We start from the raw sequence: 23,611 nt of genomic DNA on the forward strand, positions 1-23,611 counted from the left end.
CCAGCGGGCAGTGCCCATCAAGCTGGCCTGGTCAGCCCCGCGGCGTAGAAGCCATCCCCCCCCTGGGCCGCCGGCCAGCGTTGCCACTGTTCGATCAGCACCAGCTCGGGATGCCGCTGCTGCAGGGCAGCGATCTGCTCGCTGTTTTCGCTCGGATGCACTGTGCAGGTGGCGTAGACTAGCCGTCCGCCCGGCTTCAGCAGCGGCAGCAGCGCCTCAAGCAACTGCCGCTGCAACTCCACCAGCTCGTCGATTGCGGCCGGCGACATCCGCCAGCGGGCATCAGCATGGCGCGCCAGAGTGCCGAGGCCCGAGCAGGGGGCGTCGATCAGGAGACGGTCAAAGCTGCCGATCCAGTCGGGTTTTGTCGTTCCCAGGCTGATCGCATCGGCCGCCAGGGTGTGGATCGAGCCGAGACCCAGTCGCTGGGCGCTGTGCACCAGTCGCTGCAGCCGTCCTTCGGAGCGGTCCACGGCCCAGATCTCGCCCGTGTCGTTCTGGCGCTCGGCGATCTGGATGCTCTTGCCACCGGGGGCGGCACAGGCATCGAGGATGCGCTCGCCCGGCTGGGGGGCGAGCAGCGGCACCACCTGCTGGGCCTGGCGGTCCTGCACGCACCACCACCCCTCGGTGTAGCCGGGCAGCTGGCGCAGGTCGCCGGGATGTCCCTCCAGGCCGAGGGCTTCGGCGAATCCCGCAAGGGGCTGGGCCGTGACGGCCGCTTCCGCCAGGCGCTCGCGCAGTGACTCGGGAGTGCAGCGCAGGGGATTGACCCGGATGTCGAGATGGGGAGGGGTGTTGCAGGCCTGGCCGAACGCTTCGGCGGCCTCCGGCGCCAGCCATGTGGGGATCAGCTCGGCCAGCCAGTCCGGCAGGGAATGGCGCACGCCCCAGGCCTGGGCCGGATCCGTCGGCAAGCTGAGGCCGCTCCAGGGCGCAGGGGGCTGCGGCGCCTGGGCGTCGCTGGAGCGGCTGCGCAGCAGGGCGCGCAACATCCCGTTCACCACGGGGGCCAGACGACCCAGCTGGGCCCGCTTGGCCAGTTCCACCGTGGTGCTCACCGCCGCCGAGGCTGGAATTCTCTGGCTGAACAGCAGCTGGTACAGGCCCAGGTGCAGCAGCCAGCGCAGTTTGGGCGGCTGCCGGAGTGCCGGCACGCGACCGAGCCGGTCGATCCAGGCATCCAGCAGCCGCCGCTGCCGGATCGCTCCGTAGGAGAGCTCGGTGGCCAGGCCCCGGTCGGCACCTTGCAGGGGGCGGCGTGCCAGTTCCCGCTCCAGCGCCACATCGGCGTAGGCCCCGGCCGCCACGGCCTGCAGAACCTGCCAGGCAACCTGGCGCGGTGCCAGGCCAATGCCGGGATCCGCCGCTGGGCGGCCGGCGGCGGCGACGTCGGAGCGGGGATCAGCCAAGCGGCGGTTGCGGAGCCTTCCAGAGATAGCGCCGCAGCGGCAGTCGCCCCTCGGTATCCACGGCGATCCCCTCGGCCAGCAGTAGGTGCCGCTGCATCCAGTCCGAGCCTTCGCGGCTGGGGCTCATGCTGATCCGCCCCTGGGCGTTCACCACCCGATGCCAGGGGACGGGGGAGGGCAGCGGCAGGCGACGCAGCGCCCAGCCCACCTGGCGGGCGCAGCCATAGGCGCCGATCAGCTCGGCGATCTGGCCGTAGGTGGCCAGCTGTCCAGCCGGAATCTCGGCCACGGTGTCCCAGACCCGTTGATCGAAGGTCGCTTCCGCCATCGGCAGCCCGCGGGAGAAGATGCCCATAGCCTGCCGTGCTGTGGCGCCGCCTTCATGCCCCTGCTGCCCCGCCGTTTCGAGCGCCTCAAGGCCGTGCTCGATTGCCGCATGGGTGATCTCACATTGCTGCTCGAGCAGGTGGACAAGCCCCATAACCTCTCGGCGATCCTGCGCAGCTGCGATGCGGTGGGCGTACTGGAGGCCCATGCCGTCTGCCTGCAGGGCCGCCTGCCCACTTTCAACAGCACCGCCCAGGGCAGCCAGAAATGGGTGCCGCTGCAGCTGGAGACAGACGTGAACGTGGCGATCCACCGACTCAAGCAGCGGGGCTTCCGTCTCTATGGCACCCACCTTGGCGCGGAGGCCGTGGACTACCGCTGCTGTGATTTCACCGGCCCCACGGCGTTCGTGCTGGGCGCCGAGAAGTGGGGCCTCAGTGCTGCCGCCGCCGCCCAGATCGATCAGGCCGTGATCATTCCGATGCGTGGCATGGTTCAGTCGCTCAACGTGTCGGTGGCCACCGCCACCCTGCTGTTCGAGGCCCTGCGTCAGCGCCAGGCCGCTGGACGGGTTCCCACGGCGGGCGAAGGGGTGGCGCCGGAGCGCTACCAGCGGCTGCTGTTCGAGTGGGCCTATCCCCAGGTGGCCGCCTGGTGCCGCAGTCAGGGGCGGCCGTATCCGGCGTTGTCGGAGGCCGGCGAGATCGCCGAGGAGCTGCCGCGCACGGTGCGGTTGCGGTGCTGACGCTTCTCAGCGTTTCTGACGTTTCCCAGCGTTGCTGATGGTTCTCAGGGGCGCTGCCTTGGGGAGTCCCAGAACTCAGCCCCGTCCCTCTTCCTCGAATCGGTTGGCGCTGGGCAGCCAGGCGGCCACGGCCAGGGCGGCGAGCTCCAGGGGGATCTGCCGGCCGCCCAGCAGCACCACCATCACGCAGGTCACCGCGAAGATCTTTTCGAGCATGCCGATCACGTCATCGGTGTGGCGGCTGCCTTCGCTCCACAGCACCACGCCGGACAACAACAGCACCACATCCAGCCACCAGGGCATGGCCGCACCATCTTCTGAGGTTTCCACTATGGCGAGGTCGTCGCGTGGCTGCACAGGGTCTGAACAGGCGCTGCCCTGGGGCTGCTTCAGAGCGCGTTGCGCTCGGTGTCGTTGCCGCTCAGCCAGCTCTCCAGGCCCTCCCCCAGGAATGAGAGGCCCAGCACCAGCACGAACATGGCCAGGCCGGGATAGAGGGCCGTCCACCAGATCCCGGTGGGCAAGGCCGTGAGGGCCTGCTGCAGATCACTGCCCCACTCCGGAATCGTTTCCGGCAGGCCCAGGCCGAGGAATCCGAGGCCGCCCAGCACCAGCACCGCGTCAGCGGCATTGAGGGTGAGCAGCACCGGCACCGAGGTGATCACATTGCGCAGTAGGTAGCGCCGCAGGATCCAGATCGGTCCGGCGCCGAGGGATCGGGCCGCCTCCACGAACAGTTCCGCTTTCACCTGGGCGCTCTGGTTGCGCACCACGCGGAAGTACTGGGGCACATACACCACACAGAGCGCGGCGGCGGCATTGGGCAGGCCGCGGCCGAGCAGAAAGGCCAGCACCACTGAGAGCAGCAGCACCGGCAGGGTGTACAGGGTGTCCATCAGCAGCACCAGCAGCCGGTCCACCCATCCCCCCAGGTAGCCGCTGAGCATGCCCAGCGGCACGCCGACCACCAGGGCCAGCAGCAGGGCGATCAGCACCACCTGCAGGGCCACACCGCTGCCGGCCAGGGTGCGGACGCAGACGTCGCGGCCGAGGCGGTCGGTGCCGCACCAGTGCCCCCAGGAGGGGGCGGCATAGATGGGGTTGTCGAGGCCGGCGTTCGGATCGGCCAGGACCCCCAGATGGATGGCCAGGGGGGTGAGCAGGGCCACCAGGGCGTAAGCCAGCACGATCCCCACCCCCCAGCGGGCCATCCGGCCGGAGAGGGTGCGGGGCTGCCAGCGCTGGATCAAGGCCGCGGTGGACGCGGCGGGCGCATCCGGGAAACTGGCTCCATTCAACTGGTCACAGCATCGAACCGGTCGCAGCCTGGAACCGGTCGCTGCAGGCAAGCGGGCCCGGCAGAGAGCGCCCAGCCGAAGCCTCTTAGGCTGGCTCCGATTGCCGTGCAGGCCTGGTTCTGCCGCTCCGGTTGCCCCATGCCCCCGCGCCTGCTGATTGTTGACGACGATCCGGAACTGCGTCATTTCCTGGTGGCCGAACTGCAGGCAGATGGCTACATCTGCGATGAGGCCGCCACCGGCCAGCAGGCCCTGGGGCAGATCCGCCAGGAGCCCTGCGATCTGGTGCTTCTGGACTGGAGCCTGCCCGATTTCAGCGGCGTTGAGGTCTGCCGGCGGATGCGCCGCAGCTCCATCACAACACCGGTGTTGATGCTCACGGCCCGCGATGACGTGCGTGAACGGGTCGAGGCCCTCGATTCCGGTGCCGACGACTACCTCACCAAGCCCTTCTCGATCGAGGAGTTGCTGGCCCGCATCCGCGCCAGGCTTCGCCGCACCGGCCTCAATGAACCGGACGACGGCTGGTTGCGGCTGGCTGACCTGGCGGTGCATCCCGCCAGCCGGGAGGTGAAACGCGATGAGGAACCGATTCAGCTCACCGCCCGCGAGTTTGATCTGCTCCATCTCCTGATCCGCCACCCCAACGAGGTGCAGGAACGGCGCCTCATCCTCGACACTCTCTGGGGAGCGAACTGGGTGGGCGACGACAACCTGCTCGATGTCTATGTGCGCTATCTGCGCAAGAAGCTTGAGCCGGTGGGGCGCCCCACCCTGATTCAGACCGTGCGCGGCGTCGGCTTCATGCTCAAGGAGGGTCCCGTTCGCACCTGAAGGCCCCGTCCCGGGCCCGGGGGGCTGGGGCTGGCGGCAGGTCTTGTCGGGGGCAGCTCCAGGCGGAAGTCGGCGCCGCCGCCGGGGGCCGAGCGCACCGTGATGGCTCCGCCCATCGCCTCCATCAACAGCCGGACCACCGAGAGCCCCAGGCCGCTGCCGCGGGTATCGACCGAGGCTGAGCCCCTGAAGAAGCGCTCGAAGATCGCGTCCTGTTCCTCCAGCGTCACCCCCGGTCCCTGATCCTGCACGTGCAGAACCAGCAGGCCTCTGGGCGGGCCAGCTTCGTAGTCGGCCCGCAGTGTGATCGAACCGCTGCTGTAGCGCAGGGCGTTGTCGATCAGGGCTGCCAGGCACTGCTGCAACCGCTCCGGATCGCCGTTGGCCTGGGGCAGGGTCATCGCTTCGGGGGAGGCGATCTGCAGGCGACCGCCGGCCTGCTGCTGCAGCCGGCCAAAGGCGTCCAGCAGCATGTCCTCCACGGACAGGGACTGGAGCTGCAGCTGCAGCCGGCCGGCGTCACGGCGGGCCAGATCGAGCAGATCGCTCACCAGCAGGCCCATGCGGCGGGCTTCGGTGCAGATCACCTCCAGGGAGGTGCTGAAGGATTCCGGCGCGTTGAACGCCGTGGTCTCTGCTCTGGCGGAGTTCCCGTCGGTGGGCTCGGCGCTGGCCAGCTGCCGCCGCAGGCTCTGGGCGTGGCCCGAGATCAGGGTGATCGGGGTGCGCAGCTCATGGGCCACGCCGTCGACGAAGGAGCGCTGCAACAGCCACGATTCGGCCAGCCGCTCCTGCAGGGCATTGAAGGAGCGGGCAATCGGGCGGAGTTCCTGCGGCTCGGCCGCCACATCGAGCAGTTCGGCCTGCTGGGGCGGGGTGGGAATCGCCGCCACCTCCCGGCTGAGCTGGGCCAGGGGTTCCACCAGGCCGCGGCGCAGCACCGGTCGCAGCAGGGCGCCGGTGAACAGGGACGACAACCCCGCGGCGGCAATCAGCAACAGCTGCGACAGCCGTTCCTTCTCGACCGAATCGGTCACGTCCTGCCGCAGTTCCAGCAGGGGGCGTTCTCCGGCGATCGGACCGATCCGGGTGCGGCTCACCAGCAGCACCTGGCGCTCGCCGTGCAGCAGCAACGGCGGGCTGGAGGTGGTGCCGGCGGGCAGCAGGCGCACCGTCAGACCCGGCAGCTCCAGCATCGAGTTGATCAGGTGCTCCAGCTGGGCGGTGCTGGAGACGCGCTCCAACAACTTGCTGCTCATGTGCTCGATCAGCTGAGCGTGGCTCTGGCGGCGCTGCAGGGAGGTGAGGGTGTGGTTCAGCGCCAGCAGCAGGCAATAGCCCGCCAGCACCGCCAGCAGGGTGGTGGATTGCAGCCACAGCCGCAGGGATGGCTGCGCGCGCATCGCAACGTGCCGGGGTTCGGAGTCATTGTGCGGCGTGGTAGCTGCTGCGCACCAGCGGCCCGCTGCGCACCTGCGCGAAGCCAAGGCTGCGGGCGATGGCGCCGAACTCCTCGAAGGCGGCCGGGGTCCAGTAGCGGGCTACGGGGATGTGGGCCAGGGAGGGGCGCAGATACTGCCCCAGGGTGAGTCGCTGGCAGTCGGCCCGTCGGAGATCGTGCAGCGCTGCGATCACCTCCTCCCGGCTCTCGCCCAGCCCGAGCATCAGCCCGGATTTGGTGGGAATGCTGGGAGCCAGCTGCCGCGCCGCCGCCAGCAGCGCCAGGGAGCGGCCGTAGGTGGCGCCACGCCGCACCTCACCCTGCAGCCGTTCGACGGTCTCGAGGTTGTGGTTGAAGCAGGCTGGGTTAGCGGCCAGCACGGTGGCCAGACGCTGCCGCTGGGCGGCTTCACCGGCCGCCGGCTCAGGGTGGCCGCCCCAGAAATCGGGGGTGAGCACCTCGATGCCAACCGTGGTGTCACGGCGCCGGATCGCCGCCATGGTGGCGGTGAACAGGCTGGCGCCGTGGTCGGGCCAGTCGTCGCGGGCGACGGCGGTGAGCACCACATAACGCAGCCCCAGGTTGTGCACGGCCTCCGCCACCCGCTCGGCTTCCCCGGGGTCGAAGGGTGCCGGCGCCTGGCCCTTGTCCACCTGGCAGAAGGCACAGCTGCGGGTGCAGATCGGTCCGCCCAGCAGGAAGGTGGCGGTGCCGGCGGCGTAGCACTCGCCCCGGTTGGGACACCGCCCCTCTTCGCAGATGGTGTGCAGCCGCTGCTGCTTCACCACCGCCTGCACGGCCTCCAGGTTGCTGGCTGAACCCACGGGGCGCCGCAGCCAGGCCGGCAGGCGTTCCCTGGGGGGGATCGCGGCGTAGCGGCTGGTGGGTGAGCTCATGGCGGCGGCAGGGGCGGCAGGGCGGTGGGGTGTCTGGCAGGGAGCGGCAGGCTGAGCGACGCTGGCTTCACTCAGCCCATGGGTCGCCGCCCTTCCAGGGCCCGGGCCAGGGTCACCTCATCGGCGTACTCCAGCTCGCTGCCCACCGGCAGGCCATAGGCGATGCGCGTCACGCTGGTGAACGGGCGCAGCAGGCGAGCCAGATAGAGGCTGGTGGTATCGCCTTCGACGCTGGGGGTGAGCGCCAGGATCACCTCGCTGATGCTTTCGCGATCGACCCGTTCCACCAGCGGCTGGATGCGCAGGGCCTCCGGGCCGATGCCATCCATCGGCGAGATCAAGCCGCCGAGCACGTGATAGGTGCCGCGGTACTCGCGGGTGCGCTCCATGGCCAGCAGATCGCGCGAATCGGCCACCACGCAGATCAGGCCGTTGTGGCGTATTTCCTGGCGGCAGATCTCGCATTCGGGATCGGCCGAGAGGTGGAAGCAGCGCCGGCAGCTGCCCACCTGGCTGCGGGCGGCCAGCAGGGCATCGGCGAAGGCGCGGATCTGCTCCTCAGGCTGGCGCAGCAGGTGCAAGGCCAGGCGCTGGGCGGTGCGGGGGCCGATCCCGGGCAGGCGCTCGAACTGGTCGATCAGCCGGGCCAGGGGGCGGGTGAAGCCGCTCAGGGATCCGCTGCAGGTGGCCGGAATCTAGGCCCGTCGCCCCGGGCTGTGGCCCGGCGGCTCTGGGTGCCTGGGGCGGTTGGAGAATGGAGTGCGATCGCCGCGCCCGTGTCATGCCCTTCCTCGCCTTCACCTGGTCCCGCCTGCGACCGGCCCTGGTCGCCCTGCTTCTCGGGGTGGTGCTGGTGGGGTGCAGCGCCGCGGCCGCTGGGCTCAACTCCTTCCAGAGCCCGGATGGTCGCTATGCCTTCCTCTATCCCACCGGCTGGACCCGGGTGCAGGTCAGTGGCGGCCCGCAGGTGGTGTTCCACGACCTGATCAACAGCGACGAGACCCTCAGCCTGGTGATCGGCGAGGTGAACCCCACCAACGACCTCGAAGCGCTCGGCAGTGCCGTGGCGGTGGGCGAAACCCTGCGCCGCACCGTGATTGCTCCAGCGGGCAGCGGCCGTGAGGCGGATCTGGTGCAGGCCGATGAGCGGCAGGTGGGCGGCCGCACCTTCTACGACCTGGAGTACGCCGTGCATCTGCAGGACCGGGACCGCCATGAACTGGCGACGGTGGTGATGGACCGTGGCCGCCTCTACACCTTTGCGGCCAGCACCAATGAGGTGCGTTGGCCACGGGTGAAAGGGCTGTTCCAGCAGGTGATCACCTCCTTCACTCTCCAGATCTGAAGATGCTGCCGGCAGTGCCGCAACAGGGGGCAGCGGGTCAGCGTCCGGTGCTGGTGGTGGGCGGCGGCATCGCCGGCGGTGTGCTCGCCCTGGCCCTGGCCGATGCAGGGCTGGCGGTCACCCTGGTGGATGAGGGCTTTCCGTGCGCCACCGCTCTCAGTTACGGCGGCGTCGCCTGGTGGGCCGGCGCTCCGGGTGAGCTGGGTGCCCTGATGCGCCAGGCGCCGCAGGCCTGGCGTGCCCTGGAACATCGCCATGGCTCGATCGGCTGGCGCCCCTGCGGCCTGCGGCTGCAGGGCGGCAGCGTGCTGGACGGGTTGTTGCGCCCTCCCTTCGCCCAGGTCGATGCGATGGCGTTCCGCCAGGCCCTGGCCAGGATGCTGCCGCGGGCCGGCATCACCGTGCTGGCCGATCGGGTGCTCGGGCCTCTGGAGCGGGTGGCTGGGGGCTGGCGGTTGCGGTTGGAAGCCCAGGCGGATCTGGAGGTCGATCAGGTGGTGCTGGCTGCCGGTGCGGGCTGCCTGGCGCTCTGGCCGGCGCTGCGCCAGCGGCTCCGGCTCAGCTGGGCCGGGGTCCTGGCCCTCGAGACGATGCCCGCTGGCCGGCCCCCTGCCGGCAGTCGCTGGTTGGAGCAAGGACGGCGCGGGCGGCTGGTGCAGCCGCGGCACTGGCGCCGCCGGGGCCTGGAGCAGCAGGCGGCGGAGTTGCAGCAGGAGGCCTGGATCGTCGATGCCGGGCTGGCGCCCTGGGGGGAGGGGGTGCTGGTGGGGCAGATCAGCCTGGTTCGCCCGCCGGCCCGCCAGGCGGAGCCGCCCGATCCGGCCTGGATGGAGGAGCGGCTGCGCCAGGGCCTCAGCCAGCTGGAGCGGGAGCTGGGGCACCTCCCGGGGCCGTACCGGCAGGTGCCGGTGGCCTTCTGCGACGACGGAATCCCGCTGGTGGGCCCGATCGATGCAGCCCCTGGACTCTGGGCCTTCACCGGGTTCAGCGGTGCCTTCGCCCAGGTGCCGGTGCTGGCGCCGCGGCTGGCCCAGGCCATGGCCCTGGCAGCCTCCGGGCAGAAGCCCGGCTGACAGAGCTGCCTGGATCCAGCAAGCTGGCCGCCATGACGATCACCAGCCCCGACTCCGGTGCGCCCCCGCCGGGCCCCGTGCCGTCCGCCGGCCGGGGGGTGCGCTCGCTGCCCCACCGCTGGGCGGGCCTGAGTGATCACGACCAGGTGGGGATCTGCCTGGCGGCCGTGGCTGGCGCGCTGGGGTGCTGGGCTCTGTTCTGGCCGGTGCCCACCGAGGTGACGGGGCAGGGGGTGCTCGTCTATCCGAACAACGCCGGCCTGCTCAATGCCCGTTCCGGCGGCCAGGTGCGGCAGCTCTTCGTGCGGGTGGGGGATCGGGTGAGCCGGGGCCAGGTGCTGATGGAGCTCTACCTGCCGGTGCTGGAGAAGGAACTGCAGCAGCAGAAGGGCAACCTGGCCCAGCTGGAACGCCAGAACCTTGAACTCGATCAACGCGACCGGCTGCGGCTGGCCACCGAGCGGCTGAGTGTCGACACGGCCCTGGCCAAGCTCGCCGACGACCGCGACCGCTTTAAAGCCCTGCAGGCCACCTATGCCGAGAAGCTGCGCAATCTGCGCTGGCTCAGCCAGCGGCAGGTGGTGGCGCCGCTGTCCAGTGAGGTGGTGGGCGCTGAACAGGGCTTCACGAATACCAGCGTCAATCTCGATGCCACCCTCACCCAGGAGAAGGAGGTGCTCACCAGCTATGAGCAGGTGAAACTCACGATCGACACCCAGGCACTGCAGCGTCGCTACCAGATCGATGATCTGAAGCGGCAGGTGCGGGTCACCGAGGCCCGCATCGCCTTCGACGGCAAGGTGGTGGCCCAGCGTGACGGCAGGCTGCTGGATCTTCAGGTGATCGAGGGCCAGACGGTGAGCACCGGCCAGCGGCTGGGCACCCTGGGCCGCGCCGCCGCACCCACCGCCCACGAGGCCCCCCTGCGGGCCGTGGCCTTCTTTGCCCCGGCCGATGCCCGGCGGCTCCCTCCGGGACTGCCGGTGGAGGTGGTGCCCCTCTGGAACCAGCGCGGTCGTTTCGGCGGGATCGTGGGCAAAGTCAGTCAGGTGCTCACCCTGCCCGCCACCGAGGAGGACATCTCCACCACGATCGGCAACCCCCAGCTGGCCCAGGAGCTGGTCAGCAAAGGACCCGTGATGCGGGCCGAGATCGCCCTGGAGCGCGATCCCACCAGTCTCGACGGCTACCGCTGGACCCTGTCGCGCGGCAGTGGCGTGTTCCCGGTACGGGACGGGCTCACCATCGCCAGCCATGCCTATGTGGAGTGGCGCACCCCGATCAGCTACCTGATCCCCGGCCTGCGCTCGATCACCGGTGGCTATCGCAGCCAGGGGATGGACCGGCGCTGGAACCTGCCCTTCCTGCGCCAACCCGACACCCTCCCCTGACCCGAACGCTCCCACTCGGCCGCCTGCGATGTCCCCCCCCTCCCGCCGCCCCCTTCTGCGCAACGGGCTGCTCCGGCAGGAACTGCCCTGGCTGGCCAGCGAGGTGCTGCTGCTGGTGGTGCTCTTCAACGCCAACCCGCCGGAACTCTGGTTCTGGCTGGTGGTGCTGCTGGTGATCCTGGGGTACCGGATCGAGCGCTGGTGGTCATCCCGATCCGATCTGGACTGAGGCAGGTCCGTTGCTCAACCTGGCCGTCTGTGGAAGCGCCCCAGGATCAGGGCAATCAGGATGGCGATGTAGAGCTGGCCCGCGATGGTGATCACCACTGTGAGGACTTGCCCAGTCACATCACTGCTGCGGAGCACCGCCGATCCCACGGTGGTCAGGATCATGAACGAGGCGGCCATCAGTGCCGGCGCCATCGCCACGGCATCAGCGTTGCGATCCTGAAGCACCGGCAGGGCGGAAGGGTCGAAGGCGCCGGGATGAAGCACCCACAGGGCCACCAGCATCACCCCACCGGCGATGCCCACCAGCAGATAACCGGAGGTGGCGCCCATCACCACAGCCACCGTCACGAACGGCTCGCGCACCAGAGTCTTCACCTTGCGGATCAGCGCCAGCAGAAAGAACAGCAGCCAGGTGATCACATGCGGCACCGTGACGATCCTCCCCAGCGGTGGATCAAAGGCCAGGGCCAGATGCCACACCCCCTCCAGGGCGATCGCCAGGCCGCCGAGGCCATAGATCAGCGGCCGTGTGCTGAGCAGGGGCGAATACCGCGTCACAGTAGTGATAAGCACCACCGCCAGGCTGATCAGCAGCAGCGAGAGCAGCCAGACCTGCGACTGACAGAGCGGCAGCAGCAGGATCATCAGCACCTCGGTGGCAAGGGTGAGGATGTAGCCCCGATGGCGGTGGCGCAGCCTCTGGATCTGCTCGTGGGTGAAGGGCATGGCGGCTCCGTTCAGGGACCGGGGGTCGGGGGTCGCAGCTCGCTCAGGCGCAGGTCATTCAGGCGCAGCTCGGGTGCATAGGGCGCATCGGGATCACGGGAGACCGGCAGCAGTTCCCGCAGCAGCCTGGCGTAGGTGAGGTTCACGTTCACGGTGGCATTGAGCCGCTGCACCAGGCTGTTGATCAGCCGCTCCTGGGTGATCGACAGATCCACCTCGTTCGAGAGGCCGGTGCGATAGCGCAGCCGCACATCGCGGAAGGCTTCCATGGCAGCCGCCACGCCACGGCGGGCGGAACTCAGCTTGGCGAGGCTGGCCTCGTGGTTGAAGAAGGCCTGCTCCAACCGCAGGCGGATGTCATTGCGGCGGGCGGCGAACTGCTGGGCCGCAGCGGCCTCCCGGCGGGCCAGTCCCCGCACCCGCGCGGCGGTGGTGCCGCCATCAAAGAGCAGCCAGCGCAGGGTGAGCCCGATCGACCAGTCATAGCCGTTGGTGTTCAGCACGGGGATGACCGTGCTGCCGCAGCAGCCGCCGCCGCTGACGCTGATGTCGAACTGGTTGGTGTTGGCGCCGTAGCCGCCGGCGGCGGCGAACAGCGAGAGGGTCGGCAGCAGGGCCGCCGCGGCCGAGTCCTTCTCCCGGGCCAAGGCCTCGCGGGTGGCCAGCACCGCCTCCAGTTCCGGGTTGTCGCGGTAGGCGGCCAGCAGGCTGCTCTCCAGGTCGAGGGGCCAGCGGGGCTGCACCTGGATCGGATCGGAAGCGCTGGGGGTCACCTCCGGCGGCAGGTTGAGCACCACGCCGAGCTGGCGCCGGGCCACGGCCCGGTCCGCCATCGCCTGGATCAGCAGCTCCTGGTCGCTGGCCTCGATGGCGCGACGGCGCAGCACATCGAGCCGGGGCACCAGGCCCGCCTGCTTGAGATCGAGGGCGTCCTGAAGGATCACCAGGTCGTTGCGCACCGTGGCGTCGCGGATGCGCACCAGCTGGTCGGCCTGCTGCAGCTGGTAGTAGGCCTCGCTCACCTGCAGCTGCAACCGGCGTAGGTCGTTCGCGTAGGTCTGGCGGCTCTGCTGCAGGCGGGCCCGGGCGGCCCTCACCTGCGGCGTGCGGGCGAAATCAAGCAACGCATACTGCAGTTCCAGTCCTCCCTGAACGCTGTTCACCGATTCATTCAGGTAGGCGCCGCCGCCGTTGGGCACCGTCAAAGCACCACCGGTCGGCTGGCCCGTCGCCGTGGCCAGACCATTGGTCGAGAACTGCGGCCCGAAACCCAGGCCGGTGTTGCCCACGGGGGAATAGAAGCTGGTCCCGCTCTGGCTACTGCCGCCGCTGGCCACCGCACTGATCCGGGGCCAGTAGGTGCCCAGGGCCGCCTGCAGCTCCGCCAGGGCCGCGGCCACCTGCTCGCGCTGGCCCTGCAGTTCGGCGCTGCCCCGAAAGGCCATCGCCAGGGCCTGCTCCAGGCTCAGTCCCTGGATTGAACCCCGCCCCAGCTGCTCAGCCGTGGGCAGGCTCAGGGCCGCGGGCGCGTCCAGTTCCGCCGGCAGGGACCCGGAGGCCTCGCGGTTGGGCGCCAGCAGGGTCTCCGGCAGGGGCGGGGTGGCCTCATCCGCCGCCGCCGCTGCCTCGGGCTCCTGCGGCAGCAGGGTGTCGAGGGTGCGCAGCTGCTGGTCGAGTTCCCGCCAGCTGCGTTCCAGTGGCTCGGGAGCTCCCTCGGGCAGCGGCGCCGACCGGTTGGTCTGGGCCTGGCTGGGGGCGAGCAGCCCAGGCTGGCCCGGCCACACGGCCATCGCCGGCAGCAGCAGCAGCAGGCCGATCAGCGGCACGCGTTTCAGGTTGCGACTGCCCTGCCGGCAACCTCGGCTCCTGCCCATCCGCTCCGATCGGTCCCGTCTGATCGGCGCCAGTCTGATGGCTGCCAGCGTGATGGCGGCCAGTCTCATGGACCCGGTTCAGAAGGTCAGGGTGACCTGCAGGCCGCTGGAGAGGATGCCCGGCCAGGCCCCACGAGCGCCCGGATTGACGATCCACTGCAGGGTGGGCTGGAGGTTGAGGTTGTCGTTCAGGTGAAGCTGATAGCCCAGCTCCACCACCCCCTCCTGGTCCAGCTGCGGCTGGAGTCCGGGGCTGAAGCCGGTGCGGGCCATCCCCAAGGCCAGCACATCCAGGGGGCGCCCAGGGAAGGGACCCAGCACCACCACTCCGGTGCTGAGGTTGGTGCGGATCGCATTGAAGGCTGGATCCAGACCGAGGGTGGCCGCGAACCAGAGCCGTCGATCGCTGCCGGGCCCGCTGCCCACGGGCAGGCTGAGGCTGCTGTAGAGGCCGCGGTTGGGGCCGCTGCCGAGGTAGCCGCCCAGTTGCAGGGACCCCGGCGGCAGCTGCAGCGGCGCGGATGGGGGCATCGATGGCGCGTCTGCTGGGGAGTGCAGCCAGCTGGGCGTGAGTTCCAGCTGCACCATCTGCAGCCAGCCCCCCGGCCCTGCCATGGATCCTTCGATCCCGAACCGACGCACCTGGGCGGCCATGGCTGTCAGATCGAAGCCGGCCACGTCCAGCCGCAGCTCCTCTGAGGGGCGGAGGCTCAGCACGGCGCCCGGGGCGTGCAGGGGGGCCACGGGGAAGTCGGCGGTGCCGAGGCCGGGGGCCGTGTTCAGGGCCCCGTGCACGTAGTAGCTCGCCAGCGGTGCGGTGAAAAAAGCTGGATCGAGCGAGAGCAGGCCAGCCCGCAGGCCCCAGGAGCCGGGGAGGGTCTCGCGCCGGATCTCAGCGGCGGAGAGCCAGAATCCCAGCGGATCGGCGAGCTGCTGCAGGGGGATCACCGCGCCGATGGATTCGGCGTAGTTGGGGTTGCCGTTGATCCAGGCCAGCTCGGCCCGCAGCGACCAGCGGCTTGCTTCCGGGCTGGACTGCCGCCAGGGAAGGAGGTCGATCTGCAGGGTGGATTGCTGGATCCAGCTGGCCCGTGAGGCCTGGCCCCCCACAGGGTTGGCCATGGGTTCGGCCTGGATCTCCAGCTGCAGCTGCAGCCACTCCGGCAGCCCCAACCACTCCTGCAAGCTGCCCCAGCTGTTGGTTTGAGGCGTGGCTGCCGTGGATCCAGGGGTTGGGGCCGCAGGGTCTGGAGATGCGGGCAGCGGTTCTGCCAGGGTCGGCGCCATCAGCAGCGCCATCGCCGCGGCCAGGGCTCCCCAGGGGCCGACTCGCCTCATCGAGCCAGCTGCCGCCAGCGGGATTCGCAGTGCAGCAGGCAGGAGAGCACCTGCTGGCAGGCCATCAGTCGCCGGGCGATCCGCTGCAGCCGGCCCAGGTCCATGGTGGCGAAGCTGGGGTCGCGCAGCCAGTGATCGGCCACGCTCCAGCTGGCCGGGGCCTGGAAGGGCGGCGGGGGCTTGAGCGATTCCCCCGGCTGCAGCACGATCCGGCGCCACTGCCCCAGCTGGGCGGCGGCGGCCTCGAGCAGTTCAGCTTCCGCCAGGCGCAGGGCCGTCAGGGAGGCCACCTGGCCGAGGGGAGGGGGCTGGCGCTCGAGGGTGTCGAGGGCGCCGATCAGGCTGGAGCAGGCGTCCTCCAGCAGGGAGAACCCCCGCAGCAGGGGATGGCGGCTGGGATGGTCGCCCAGTTCGGCCTCCACCATGGGGCGGCCGCGGCGCAGCAGCCCCAACTGACGGCGCAGCTCCACCGTGCGTCGATGCTGCGGATCGGATTGGGTGGTGGGTGTGGCTGCGCTGGATGGCTTCGCGGCGTGGGCTGGCTTCGCCGTGGCCCCGCCCAGATAGAGCTGCGCCGCCGCCGCCTCCAGACCTTCCGCCAGGGATCCCAGCAGGACGTTCCACTGGCTGCGGGTCTGAGTCACCGCCTGGCTGGGCCAGAACAACCGCAGGCTCAGCAGGGCCATGAGGATGCCGACACAGGTCCAGAACAGCCGCAGCGGGATCCACCAGTCGAGGTCATCGCCGTGGACCAGCCAGCCCATCACCAGCACCAGGCCGCCCACCTTGTAGCCCACCCGCAGCCCCAGCCACTCCCCCATGGCGCGCATGAGGCCCAGGGCCAGGCCGAGGGCGAGGGCCAGGGGAAGCTCCTGCAGGCACTGCTTGGTCACCACCAGCACGGCCGCCCCCAGCAGGGTGCCGAGCAGGCGCTGGCGGCCGAGTCTCAGGGAGTTGCCGTAGGTGCCGGTGCCCACCGCCAGCACCGCCAGGGTGGCGTAGAACCCGAAGCCCAGGGGTGCCAGAACCCCCAGGGCGTTGGTCAGCCCGGTGGTCACCACCAGCCGCAGCTCGTCGCGGCGAATCAGCATGGAACGGCGGCGTTGTCGAGCCGGCGCAGCCGCGCCAGGGTCTCAACGGTGGAGAGCAGCCGTTGCTGTTCTTCCGCCAGGGCCAGCAGCTGCAGCAGGGGTCGCCCGTCGCGCAGGGCCGCCGCCTGCCAGATCTCGGGGCGGGGCGGGAGCGGGTGCGCCCTGGTTCCCTCCAGGGCGGCGGCCAGGTCCGCCAGCACCTGGCGCAGGGGGTAGGGGCCTGTGATGGCCGGGTCCGTCTCGGGAGGCGGCGTTGCTGGCGGCAGGTTGGAGAGCAGGCGCTCCCACTGCACCCAGTGGTGACCGAGGGTCTGCCAGAGGTTGAGCCTTTGGCGCCAGCGCCGGCGCAGCAGCCAGCGACGCCGCGGACCGCGCATCTGCTCCTGGGTGAGCTGACTCATGCGCAGCCAGGTCTCGGTGAAGTTGGCCGGCGGCAGGGGCGGCGGCGCGGGGGCGAGCTCGATCAGCCAGCGGCGATGCTCCTCCAGCTGGCGCTGCAGCTGCTCCCAGAGCCTGTCCTCGATCTCCTGCAGTTCCTTGAGGCCCTCGCGAGGCCAGAACAGCAGCCCCACCAGGATGGCAATCACGCAGCCCAGGGCTGTGTCGAGGGCGCGGTTGAACACGTAGTCCCAGTTGAGGAGCACGTGGTTGGGAATCATCAGGAACATCACGCTCACCAGGCCGGCGGTGGCGAGGGAGCTCTGCCAGCCCAGCATCCGCAGCACCGGCACCATCAGCAGCAGCGACACCAGCACCCCGATCCAGCCCGCCAGGATCGTGTGCACCAGGAAGGTGATCAGCCCACCGGTGACGGTGCCGAGAATGCGGGATGTGGCCGCCTGCACGGTCTGGTCGTCGTTGTCGTCGACCACGACGACCACCGCCAGCAGGGGGTACCAGACGAATTCGATCCGTTCGAACCACACGGCCAGTGCCGTGGTGATCGTGGCCGAGATTCCCAGCTTGAGGCTGTTGTGCAGCAGCGGGGAAGACACGGGGACGTGCGGCTGCCGGGGCGGAATGACCGGCCCAGCCTATGGCGCGCGCTCAGGTCTCAGAACAGGAAGCGGTAGCGATCCTCCTGGGGGTTGGTCTCGCCGTTTTCGGCCGTCGTGTTTCTCTCGGCGCCGGGCTCGGCCTGCGGCCAGGTGGCATCCCAGTAACTGATGCCGTCGCGGTAAAAGGGGCGGCCGTCCAGCCGTTCGGTTTCCAGGCTGGTCATGCCCATCGCCGTGATCAGACCGCCCATCTCCATCGGGCCCAGATCGGTATGGAGATCCTTGCCGGCGGCGGCCAGGATGGCCGGCAGCCGCACCAGATTCTCCGGTCGGGTGAGCTTGCGGAACAGGGCTTTGAGGGCCAGTTGCTGGCGTTCCAGCCGGCCGATGTCGCCCATCTCATCGTGGCGCCAGCGCAGGAATCCCTCCAGATCCCGGCCCTTGAGGGTCTGCGGACCCGGCTGCAGGTCGATGTGGAGCCCCTGGCTGCTATCCACGTAATAGAGCCGCTTCGGCACGTCCACCTCGATGCCGCCGAGCACGTCGGCAATGCGCCGGATCGAGGAGAGATTCACCTTGACCAGATGGCTGATCGGCCGGCCCATGCGGCTGGAGAGCTCCTGTTTCACCAGATCGGCGCCACCCAGGCTGTAGAGGGCGTTGGCCTTGACGCCGCCGTACTCGGCCGTCTCGATGTAGCTGTCGCGTGGCACCTGGATGATGCGGGTCACGCCGTTCTCGACCCGCAGCACCGCCATCACATCGGTATTGCCGCCGCCTACATCCGTACCCAGCACCAGCACATCCTGATGGCCGAAATTGGCCCATCCCGCGAAGGGGTTGGTGATGCGCTTGTCCTCGATGTGATTCTCGATGGACAGCCAGCGGCTCAGCGGGCCGGCGAGCAGCAGGCCGCCACTGAGGCCCAGCACCACGGCCACCAGGACGGGCCCGCGCTGACCTCGCTTGGGACGGCGCTGCGCCGCAGGTGTCTTCATGTTGGAAAACTTATGTCAGGCATCGAACCGCAGGGGCTCGTCCGGCCGGAGACCGGCCTGGACCCGCCAGAGGCCGGCGTAGGCGCCGGCGGCGGCGATCAGTTGCTCGTGGGTGCCACTTTCCACGATCCGGCCCTGCTCCATCACCACGATGCGATCGGCATGGCGCACCGTGCTGAGCCGGTGGGCGATCACCAGAGTGGTGCGGTCCGCCGTGAGCCGCTCCAGCGAGCGCTGAATGGCCGCTTCGGTGTCGTTGTCCACCGCGGCGGTGGCCTCATCGAGGATCAGCACCGGCGGATTCTTGAGGATGGCGCGGGCCAGGGCGATGCGCTGGCGCTGGCCTCCGGAGAGCCGCTGGCCCCGCTCCCCCACCACCGTGTCGTAGCCGTGGGGCAGGGCGGCGATGAAGGGCGCGGCCTCGGCCAGGGCAGCGGCGTGCTCGATGGCGCTGCGGGGTGCGTCGAAGCTGCCGTAGCCGATGTTCTCGGCCACCGAGCCGTGGAAGAGGAACACCTCCTGGCTCACCAGACCGATGGCGTGACGCAGGTCGTCGAGCCGCAGGGTCTGGATCGGGATCCCATCCAGCAGGATCTGGCCCTGCTGTTGCTCGTAGAGCCGCAGCAGCAGCTTCACGATGGTGCTCTTGCCTGAGCCGGTGGCGCCCACGATGCCCAGGGTGGATCCTGCCGGTACCTGCAGGTTGAAGTTCTGCAGAATCGGCGGGCGATCGTGATAGGCGAAGCCCACCGCCTCGAAGCGGATCTCGCCCCGCACCTGGGAGCGTGACAACTGGCCATCTCCACCGGGGATGGTGATCGGCGTGTCGAGCAGATCCAGCACCCGGTTGGTCGACGCCATGCCCCGCTGGTAGTCGTCGAGGGTGCGGCCCAGCGTGGTGAGGGGCCACAGCAGGCGCTGGGTGATGTACACCAGGAAGGTGTAGGGCGCCACTCCGAGGCTGCCGCGCCACACCTGCAGACCGCCCACCACCAGGATCGCCAGGAAGGCGAACAGGATGGCGAAGCGGATCAGCGGCACGAAGCCGGCCGAGAAGCGAATGGCGCGGCGGTTGCTCTGGCGGTAGGCCTCGCTCTGCTGACGCAGGCGATCGTTCTCCCAGCCCTCGGCCACGTAGCTCTTGATCGTGAGCATGCCGCCCAGATTGGTGGCCAGGCGGCTGGCCAGATCGCCGGCCCGCTCGCGCACCTCCTGGTAGCGGGGAGCGAGGCGATGCTGATACCCCAGCGAGCCCCAGAGGATCACCGGCACCGGCAGAAACGACACCCCCGCCACGCTCGGCGAGATCCACACCATCGCCCCGCCCACGGCCAGCACGGTGGTGATCAGCTGCAGGATCTCGTTGGCACCGTGATCGAGGAAGCGCTCCATCTGGTTGATGTCGTCGTTGAGGATCGTCAGCAACCGTCCGCTGCTGCCCGCCTCGAAGAAGGCCATCTCGAGGCGCTGGAGATGGTCGTAGGCCTCCAGGCGCAGTTCGTGCTGCACGGTCTGGGCCAGGTTGCGCCAGAGCAGGCCGTAGAGGTATTCGAACAGGGATTCGGCGGTCCAGATCAGGAACGACAGCACGGCCAGCACCGCCAGCTGGCCCGGAACCGAGACCACGCCCAGCTCGGCCAGCCAGGAGTTCTGTTGTTTCACCACCACGTCCACCGCCAGGGCGATCAGCACTGGTGGGGCCAGGTCAAAGAGCTTGTTGAGCACCGAGCAGGTCGCCGCCAGCCAGACCTGCCGCCGATGGGGGCGCAGGGTGCGCAGCAGGCGCTTCAGGGCAGAGGGGGAGCCGGTGGCTGGCCGCATGCAACAGGGTGGCGGTGAAGATGTTTGCCAGGAACGGTTTGTAGCGGTGCACCGGGCGTAGAACGACCACATCCCAGAAGGGAGATCTTCATGACCCGTTCACGCGCTTTCAATCGATTCCATCGTTGGACAGCCAAGGTTCGTCGCCATCATCTGCGGGCGGCGCTGCCGGAGAGCCTCGAAGGCCAACCGATTGCACCCTGCCCAGGAGCTGAGTTGCGTCGCCGTGCCTGGCAGGTCGATCAACTCGATGAGCTTGAAACGGCTGAAGCTGAACCCATAGAAATCTGATCCTCCCACGCTGTTGTCGCGACGTCGCGGCCCTGCTTGAACTCTCAGATCCTGCCAACACCACGTTTTGAGAACTGAGTTGATTCCTTCGGCTTGATCGATGGTCGGATCAACCTCTTGAACCCCTTGGAGTGAGAAGCCCCAAGGGGTTTTTGTTTGGATCGCAGCAGGTCAGGCGCGTCAAGCACGACACTCCCCATCGTTAGAGGTCAGGACAGCACCGATTGGCCCAATCGCTTAAGGCTCACTCGCCGCCCAGTGGCGTCACCAGCGGTTGCCACTGCCGCCGCCGTAGCCACCGCCACCTCCTCCAGAACGGGTGCCACCCCTTGCACCGCCACCACCACCGCCGCCTTCGCGGGGCGTGGCTTTGTTGACGCGGATCATGCGACCCATCCACTCGACGTTCTGAAGGTCGTCGATGGCTTTCTGCTCAGCGGCATCGTCGCTGAGTTCAACGAACGCGAAGCCGCGCTTACGGCCGGTTTCCCGATCGAGGGGCAGGCTGCAGTTGCGCACCTCTCCGTATTGGCCGAAGAGATCAAGGAGATCCTCCCGTTCAGCCTGGAACGAGAGATTGCCGACGTAGATAGTCATTCACTGAACTGGACCTGGAACTGATCCGCAGATAGCCGTGTGTCCCTGGGAAGGCCCGTGAGAGCCAGGAGTCCGTACCTGAGCCGTTTGAAAAGGCCGTGCGGTCCAACCCTGCTGAGCGCGCCGAAGGGAGCCTGGACATCAAAGAATCACCTTGAGCTTACTCGCAGCTCCCTTGATCGATCTCTCCCCGGGCGGGATGGAGAAGCGTGAAGAACTTGCGAAGGGATCCTGAAGAACGGCCGCCGATCCCCGGTCCCGTCCCATTGTCAGCGAACCCTGATCCAGTTCCCATTAGTCCTATGGCATGCCCTGTCCCCTGGAGCCTGGCGTGGAGCGATGACGGCGAGCTCGCTGCCCAGGACCGCTTTGACCTGCTGCAGAGTCTGGTCTGCGTTGAGACCAGTGAGGTCCAGCCCTCCCTGATTGCCGCTGTCGAGCGGCTGTCCGTCACCGAGCTGGGCGTGCTGTCCAGTGTCGATGTCACCCGATCCTGCGCCTGAGTGCTTCGCCGGCGTGAGGCCAGTGCCTTGCAGAGAGAAGCCTCTTCTGGAGCGCTGAGCATCACGACCTCCTGACCTTGAACAAAGCCGCTGCGGTTAGCAGCGGCCTGATGACGCAGAGGACTGCGGTGGATCTGTTCAGGCTCAGGAGAGCTTGGTGATCTGCAGCTCGCGGTTCATCACCCGCAGGCGGCGCAGATTGTCGAACACGTCTTCCGGCATGCCTTTGGGCAGGTCCACGGTGCTGTGGGCATCGAAGATGTGGATCCGGCCGATCATCTTGCCGGCGATGCCGGCCTCATTGGCAATCGCGCCCACGATGTTGCCGGGCTTGATGCGGTCGCGCCAGCCCACCTCGATCCGGAAGCGATCCATGTCCGCATCCACGGGCGAGGCCTCCTGGCTGCGGGGAGCTCCGGTGCTGCTGCGACCATCCCGGCCGGCGGCGGGGCGCCGCTCGATGCGGCGTGTGTTGCCATCGCGCAGGCCGCCATCGCGATCGCGTGGGCTGCCGGTGCGGCCGTCGCGGGCGGGGCCGCGGCTTGCGGGCTGGCTCCACTGCTCGTCTCCGTGCAGCAGCAAGGGCTTGCCGATCAGGCTCATCTGCAGAGCCACCAGGGCCAGCTGTTCGCTGCTCACCTCATGCTCCTGCGCCACACGTTGCAGGATCTCGCTGAGCAGGGCGCGCTCCTCCTCGTTGCCGATCGGCGTGGTGAGCCCGTTGGTGAGCTTCTGACGCAGCCGATCGAGGCGGTTCTGGTTGATGGTGGCGTTGCTGGGGACCTCCATCGGCTCAATGGCGCGGCCCACGGCCCGCTCCAGTCCTCCAAGGAAGCGACGTTCGCGGGGGGTGAGGAAGAGGATGGCCTCGCCGCTGCGGCCCGCCCGGCCGGTGCGACCGATGCGGTGCACGTAGGCCTCGCCATCGAAGGGCATGTCGTAGTTCACCACCAGGCCGACGCGTTCCACATCGAGACCGCGGGCGGCCACGTCGGTGGCCACCAGCACGTCGACCCGGCCGTCCTTGAGCCGCTCGATCGTGCGTTCCCGCTGGGCCTGGGGCACATCGCCGTTGAGCACGGCCACCTCATAGCCATGGCTTTCGAGGAACTCGGCCACGGTGAGGGTGATCGCCTTGGTGCGGGCGAAGATGATTGTTCCCTCACTGGACTCGGCCTCCAGCACCCGCTGCAGCACCGGCAGCTTGTGGGGGCCGTGCACCATCAGGTAGCGCTGGCGGATCCGGCCGCCGTCGGCCGCCTTGGTGCGGATCGTCACTTCCGCCGGCTGACGCAGGTAGTTGTGGGAGATGCGCCGGATCTCGGCCGGCATCGTGGCCGAGAAGAGCACCACCTGGCGCTCGCTGGGCAGTTGCTCCAACACCCACTCGACGTCGTCGATGAAGCCCATGCGGAGCATTTCGTCGGCTTCATCGAGCACCAGAGCCCGCAGTCCGGAGAGATCGAGGGTGCCCTGGCGCATGTGGTCCATCACCCGGCCGGGGGTGCCGACCACGATCTGCACGCCGCGTCGCAGCTGCTGGATCTGGTCACGGAAGTCGGCGCCGCCATAGACCGCCAGCACGCGGACGTTGGGCAGGCGAGAGGCGTAGGTGTTGAAGGCATCCGCCACCTGCATGGCGAGCTCCCGCGTGGGGGCCAGCACCAGCACCTGGGGTTTGCGTTGCTCGGGATCGAGGCGGGCCAGCAGGGGCAGGGCGAAGGCGGCCGTCTTGCCGGTACCGGTCTGGGCCTGACCCACCAGGTCGCGGCCGAGCAGCAGCTCGGGGATGGCGGCCTCCTGGATCGGTGATGGCTGTTCGTAGCCGATGGCGCTCAGGGTCTCAAGCAGCTCGGGGCCAAAGCCGAAGCTGGCAAAACCAGAGGGTGTCGCAGCCTCGGGCTCGGCAGCAGCGCTGGTCTCGAGGGTGTCGGTGGACGCAGCGGATGCGGCTCGCTCGACCGCTGGGGATCGCTCAACCGCAAGGTTGTCGAGATCGTGGTTGTCGACGGCAGCGTTGCCGCTGGCTTCCAGAGGAGCAGCAGTGCCTGGCAGATCGCTGGTTGGCAGCTCTGCGGAGGTGGCGATCGACGCAGCGGCCACAGCCGAGCTGGCCTCGATCGGGCTGGCGGCGTCAACGCCGGTGACGGCGCACAAGGTGCTGCCGCCTTCTTGAGATGGGGTCACGGGATGTCCGGGCCTGGGAAATCCTTCAACGCAGGCCGGCAGAGACCCAAGATTTGGAACTTGAAATGGTGTCGAACATCAGCAATGTTCTGCTGCTTGCTGGCTGCCGTGGATCGGCGGCTCCTGCGCTGCAGGGTTGTGCGGACTGAGGTTTGATCGGATCGGGATGAATGAATGGGGGTCCCGGCTCCGGT

23 protein-coding genes are annotated in these 23,611 nt (G+C 69.0%); 7 read left to right on the forward strand and 16 right to left on the reverse strand.

Going from position 1 to position 23,611, the window contains the following annotated elements:
• Window positions 1-17: 17 nt before the first annotated feature.
• Together KQ310_RS10940 and KQ310_RS10945 are read right to left on the reverse strand one after the other, a co-directional pair.
• On the reverse strand, window positions 18-1,412 hold the full coding sequence (locus KQ310_RS10940; protein WP_259721779.1) for a 16S rRNA (cytosine(967)-C(5))-methyltransferase: 1,395 nt from the start codon (window positions 1,410-1,412) through the stop codon (window positions 18-20).
• Complete coding sequence (locus KQ310_RS10945) at window positions 1,405-1,740, reverse strand: MGMT family protein (RefSeq protein ID WP_259721780.1); 336 nt, start codon at window positions 1,738-1,740, stop codon at window positions 1,405-1,407. The genes KQ310_RS10940 and KQ310_RS10945 overlap by 8 nt, the downstream gene beginning before the upstream one ends.
• 54 nt (window positions 1,741-1,794) lie before the next feature.
• Between KQ310_RS10945 and trmH the strand changes: the two genes are divergently transcribed.
• Window positions 1,795-2,484: a tRNA (guanosine(18)-2'-O)-methyltransferase TrmH gene (gene trmH, locus KQ310_RS10950; protein WP_259721781.1), complete on the forward strand. Its 690-nt coding sequence runs from the start codon at window positions 1,795-1,797 to the stop codon at window positions 2,482-2,484.
• 75 nt (window positions 2,485-2,559) lie between these two features.
• On the opposite strand, the gene KQ310_RS10955 is transcribed toward trmH, so the two are convergent.
• Together KQ310_RS10955 and KQ310_RS10960 are read right to left on the reverse strand one after the other, a co-directional pair.
• The gene (locus KQ310_RS10955) at window positions 2,560-2,841 is read right to left on the reverse strand and encodes a hypothetical protein (protein ID WP_259721782.1); all 282 of its coding nucleotides are present in this window, start codon (window positions 2,839-2,841) and stop codon (window positions 2,560-2,562) included.
• 32 nt (window positions 2,842-2,873) lie between these two features.
• Window positions 2,874-3,695 carry an ABC transporter permease gene (locus tag KQ310_RS10960; RefSeq protein ID WP_259721816.1) on the reverse strand — a complete coding sequence of 274 codons (822 nt, stop codon included), beginning with the start codon at window positions 3,693-3,695 and terminating at the stop codon, window positions 2,874-2,876.
• 225 nt (window positions 3,696-3,920) lie between these two features.
• Here KQ310_RS10960 and KQ310_RS10965 point away from each other — a divergent pair, with 225 nt between their 5' ends.
• Window positions 3,921-4,616, forward strand: a complete 696-nt coding sequence (locus KQ310_RS10965; RefSeq protein WP_259721783.1) for a response regulator transcription factor — start codon at window positions 3,921-3,923, stop codon at window positions 4,614-4,616.
• Here KQ310_RS10965 and KQ310_RS10970 read toward each other — a convergent pair.
• From KQ310_RS10970 to recR, 3 genes are all read right to left on the reverse strand, one after another.
• Window positions 4,562-6,019, reverse strand: coding sequence for a sensor histidine kinase KdpD (locus tag KQ310_RS10970; protein ID WP_259721784.1), 1,458 nt, complete (start codon window positions 6,017-6,019; stop codon window positions 4,562-4,564). The two genes, KQ310_RS10965 and KQ310_RS10970, sit on opposite strands and share 55 nt — an antisense overlap.
• Before the next feature lie 22 nt (window positions 6,020-6,041).
• Window positions 6,042-6,953 (reverse strand): lipoyl synthase, encoded by a 912-nt coding sequence (lipA, locus tag KQ310_RS10975; protein WP_259721785.1) that lies wholly within the window; start codon window positions 6,951-6,953, stop codon window positions 6,042-6,044.
• A 71-nt stretch (window positions 6,954-7,024) separates the two neighbouring features.
• Window positions 7,025-7,594, reverse strand: a complete 570-nt coding sequence (gene recR / locus KQ310_RS10980) for a recombination mediator RecR (protein ID WP_399238178.1) — start codon at window positions 7,592-7,594, stop codon at window positions 7,025-7,027.
• Window positions 7,595-7,734: 140 nt separating this feature from the next.
• Here recR and psbP point away from each other — a divergent pair, with 140 nt between their 5' ends.
• The 4 genes from psbP to KQ310_RS11000 are packed head-to-tail and all read left to right on the forward strand — an operon-like array spanning window position 7,735 to window position 10,991.
• Window positions 7,735-8,298 (forward strand): photosystem II reaction center PsbP, encoded by a 564-nt coding sequence (gene psbP, locus KQ310_RS10985; protein ID WP_259721786.1) that lies wholly within the window; start codon window positions 7,735-7,737, stop codon window positions 8,296-8,298.
• A 2-nt stretch (window positions 8,299-8,300) separates the two neighbouring features.
• Entirely contained in the window at window positions 8,301-9,371 is a 1,071-nt protein-coding gene (locus KQ310_RS10990) for an FAD-dependent oxidoreductase (protein ID WP_259721787.1), read from the forward strand.
• Between the two features lie 32 nt (window positions 9,372-9,403).
• Window positions 9,404-10,762, forward strand: a complete 1,359-nt coding sequence (locus KQ310_RS10995; protein ID WP_259721788.1) for an NHLP bacteriocin system secretion protein — start codon at window positions 9,404-9,406, stop codon at window positions 10,760-10,762.
• Window positions 10,763-10,790: 28 nt separating this feature from the next.
• Window positions 10,791-10,991 (forward strand): hypothetical protein, encoded by a 201-nt coding sequence (locus tag KQ310_RS11000; protein ID WP_259721789.1) that lies wholly within the window; start codon window positions 10,791-10,793, stop codon window positions 10,989-10,991.
• A 14-nt stretch (window positions 10,992-11,005) separates the two neighbouring features.
• On the opposite strand, the gene KQ310_RS11005 is transcribed toward KQ310_RS11000, so the two are convergent.
• The 8 genes from KQ310_RS11005 to KQ310_RS11040 form a co-directional block, all read right to left on the reverse strand.
• Window positions 11,006-11,719 carry a hypothetical protein gene (locus KQ310_RS11005; RefSeq protein ID WP_259721790.1) on the reverse strand — a complete coding sequence of 238 codons (714 nt, stop codon included), beginning with the start codon at window positions 11,717-11,719 and terminating at the stop codon, window positions 11,006-11,008.
• An 11-nt stretch (window positions 11,720-11,730) separates the two neighbouring features.
• The gene (locus tag KQ310_RS11010) at window positions 11,731-13,593 is read right to left on the reverse strand and encodes a TolC family protein (protein WP_259721791.1); all 1,863 of its coding nucleotides are present in this window, start codon (window positions 13,591-13,593) and stop codon (window positions 11,731-11,733) included.
• A gap of 78 nt (window positions 13,594-13,671) precedes the next feature.
• Entirely contained in the window at window positions 13,672-14,931 is a 1,260-nt protein-coding gene (locus tag KQ310_RS11015) for a carbohydrate porin (protein ID WP_259721792.1), read from the reverse strand.
• Window positions 14,928-16,022: an FUSC family protein gene (locus tag KQ310_RS11020; protein ID WP_259721793.1), complete on the reverse strand. Its 1,095-nt coding sequence runs from the start codon at window positions 16,020-16,022 to the stop codon at window positions 14,928-14,930. The genes KQ310_RS11015 and KQ310_RS11020 overlap by 4 nt, the downstream gene beginning before the upstream one ends.
• Window positions 16,016-17,017: an aromatic acid exporter family protein gene (locus tag KQ310_RS11025; protein ID WP_259721794.1), complete on the reverse strand. Its 1,002-nt coding sequence runs from the start codon at window positions 17,015-17,017 to the stop codon at window positions 16,016-16,018. Before KQ310_RS11025 ends, KQ310_RS11020 begins: the two co-directional genes overlap by 7 nt.
• Before the next feature lie 59 nt (window positions 17,018-17,076).
• Window positions 17,077-18,018, reverse strand: coding sequence for an LCP family protein (locus KQ310_RS11030; protein ID WP_259721795.1), 942 nt, complete (start codon window positions 18,016-18,018; stop codon window positions 17,077-17,079).
• Window positions 18,019-18,033: 15 nt separating this feature from the next.
• Window positions 18,034-19,839 (reverse strand): ABC transporter ATP-binding protein, encoded by a 1,806-nt coding sequence (locus KQ310_RS11035; RefSeq protein WP_259721796.1) that lies wholly within the window; start codon window positions 19,837-19,839, stop codon window positions 18,034-18,036.
• Window positions 19,840-20,394: 555 nt separating this feature from the next.
• On the reverse strand, window positions 20,395-20,727 hold the full coding sequence (locus KQ310_RS11040; protein ID WP_259721797.1) for an RNA-binding protein: 333 nt from the start codon (window positions 20,725-20,727) through the stop codon (window positions 20,395-20,397).
• Between the two features lie 302 nt (window positions 20,728-21,029).
• Between KQ310_RS11040 and KQ310_RS11045 the strand changes: the two genes are divergently transcribed.
• A complete protein-coding gene (locus KQ310_RS11045) occupies window positions 21,030-21,230 on the forward strand; it encodes a hypothetical protein (protein WP_259721798.1) in 201 nt (66 codons plus the stop codon).
• A 144-nt stretch (window positions 21,231-21,374) separates the two neighbouring features.
• Here KQ310_RS11045 and KQ310_RS11050 read toward each other — a convergent pair whose 3' ends face one another.
• Window positions 21,375-23,417 carry a DEAD/DEAH box helicase gene (locus KQ310_RS11050; RefSeq protein WP_259721799.1) on the reverse strand — a complete coding sequence of 681 codons (2,043 nt, stop codon included), beginning with the start codon at window positions 23,415-23,417 and terminating at the stop codon, window positions 21,375-21,377.
• Window positions 23,418-23,611 lie beyond the last annotated feature (194 nt).

Origin of the sequence: Synechococcus sp. CS-1328 (assembly GCF_025128095.1) — a bacterium.
Lineage (GTDB): Bacteria > Cyanobacteriota > Cyanobacteriia > PCC-6307 > Cyanobiaceae > CBW1002.

Bases quoted from the DNA above. Each gene is read 5' to 3' on its own strand.
- KQ310_RS11005 (WP_259721790.1), bottom strand. From the start codon at position 11,719: ATGCCCTTCACCCACGAGCAGATCCAGAGGCTGCGCCACCGCCATCGG.
- KQ310_RS10965 (WP_259721783.1), top strand. From the start codon at position 3,921: ATGCCCCCGCGCCTGCTGATTGTTGACGACGATCCGGAACTGCGTCAT.
- trmH (WP_259721781.1), top strand. From the start codon at position 1,795: ATGCCCCTGCTGCCCCGCCGTTTCGAGCGCCTCAAGGCCGTGCTCGAT.
- KQ310_RS11010 (WP_259721791.1), bottom strand. From the start codon at position 13,593: ATGGGCAGGAGCCGAGGTTGCCGGCAGGGCAGTCGCAACCTGAAACGC.
- KQ310_RS10995 (WP_259721788.1), top strand. From the start codon at position 9,404: ATGACGATCACCAGCCCCGACTCCGGTGCGCCCCCGCCGGGCCCCGTG.
- KQ310_RS11000 (WP_259721789.1), top strand. From the start codon at position 10,791: ATGTCCCCCCCCTCCCGCCGCCCCCTTCTGCGCAACGGGCTGCTCCGG.
- KQ310_RS11045 (WP_259721798.1), top strand. From the start codon at position 21,030: ATGGCATGCCCTGTCCCCTGGAGCCTGGCGTGGAGCGATGACGGCGAG.
- KQ310_RS10960 (WP_259721816.1), bottom strand. From the start codon at position 3,695: ATGGCCCGCTGGGGGGTGGGGATCGTGCTGGCTTACGCCCTGGTGGCC.
- KQ310_RS10945 (WP_259721780.1), bottom strand. From the start codon at position 1,740: ATGGCGGAAGCGACCTTCGATCAACGGGTCTGGGACACCGTGGCCGAG.
- KQ310_RS10970 (WP_259721784.1), bottom strand. From the start codon at position 6,019: ATGCGCGCGCAGCCATCCCTGCGGCTGTGGCTGCAATCCACCACCCTG.
- KQ310_RS11015 (WP_259721792.1), bottom strand. From the start codon at position 14,931: ATGAGGCGAGTCGGCCCCTGGGGAGCCCTGGCCGCGGCGATGGCGCTG.
- KQ310_RS11035 (WP_259721796.1), bottom strand. From the start codon at position 19,839: ATGCGGCCAGCCACCGGCTCCCCCTCTGCCCTGAAGCGCCTGCTGCGC.
- KQ310_RS10990 (WP_259721787.1), top strand. From the start codon at position 8,301: ATGCTGCCGGCAGTGCCGCAACAGGGGGCAGCGGGTCAGCGTCCGGTG.
- KQ310_RS11020 (WP_259721793.1), bottom strand. From the start codon at position 16,022: ATGCTGATTCGCCGCGACGAGCTGCGGCTGGTGGTGACCACCGGGCTG.
- lipA (WP_259721785.1), bottom strand. From the start codon at position 6,953: ATGAGCTCACCCACCAGCCGCTACGCCGCGATCCCCCCCAGGGAACGC.
- KQ310_RS11040 (WP_259721797.1), bottom strand. From the start codon at position 20,727: ATGACTATCTACGTCGGCAATCTCTCGTTCCAGGCTGAACGGGAGGAT.
- KQ310_RS11030 (WP_259721795.1), bottom strand. From the start codon at position 18,018: ATGAAGACACCTGCGGCGCAGCGCCGTCCCAAGCGAGGTCAGCGCGGG.
- psbP (WP_259721786.1), top strand. From the start codon at position 7,735: ATGCCCTTCCTCGCCTTCACCTGGTCCCGCCTGCGACCGGCCCTGGTC.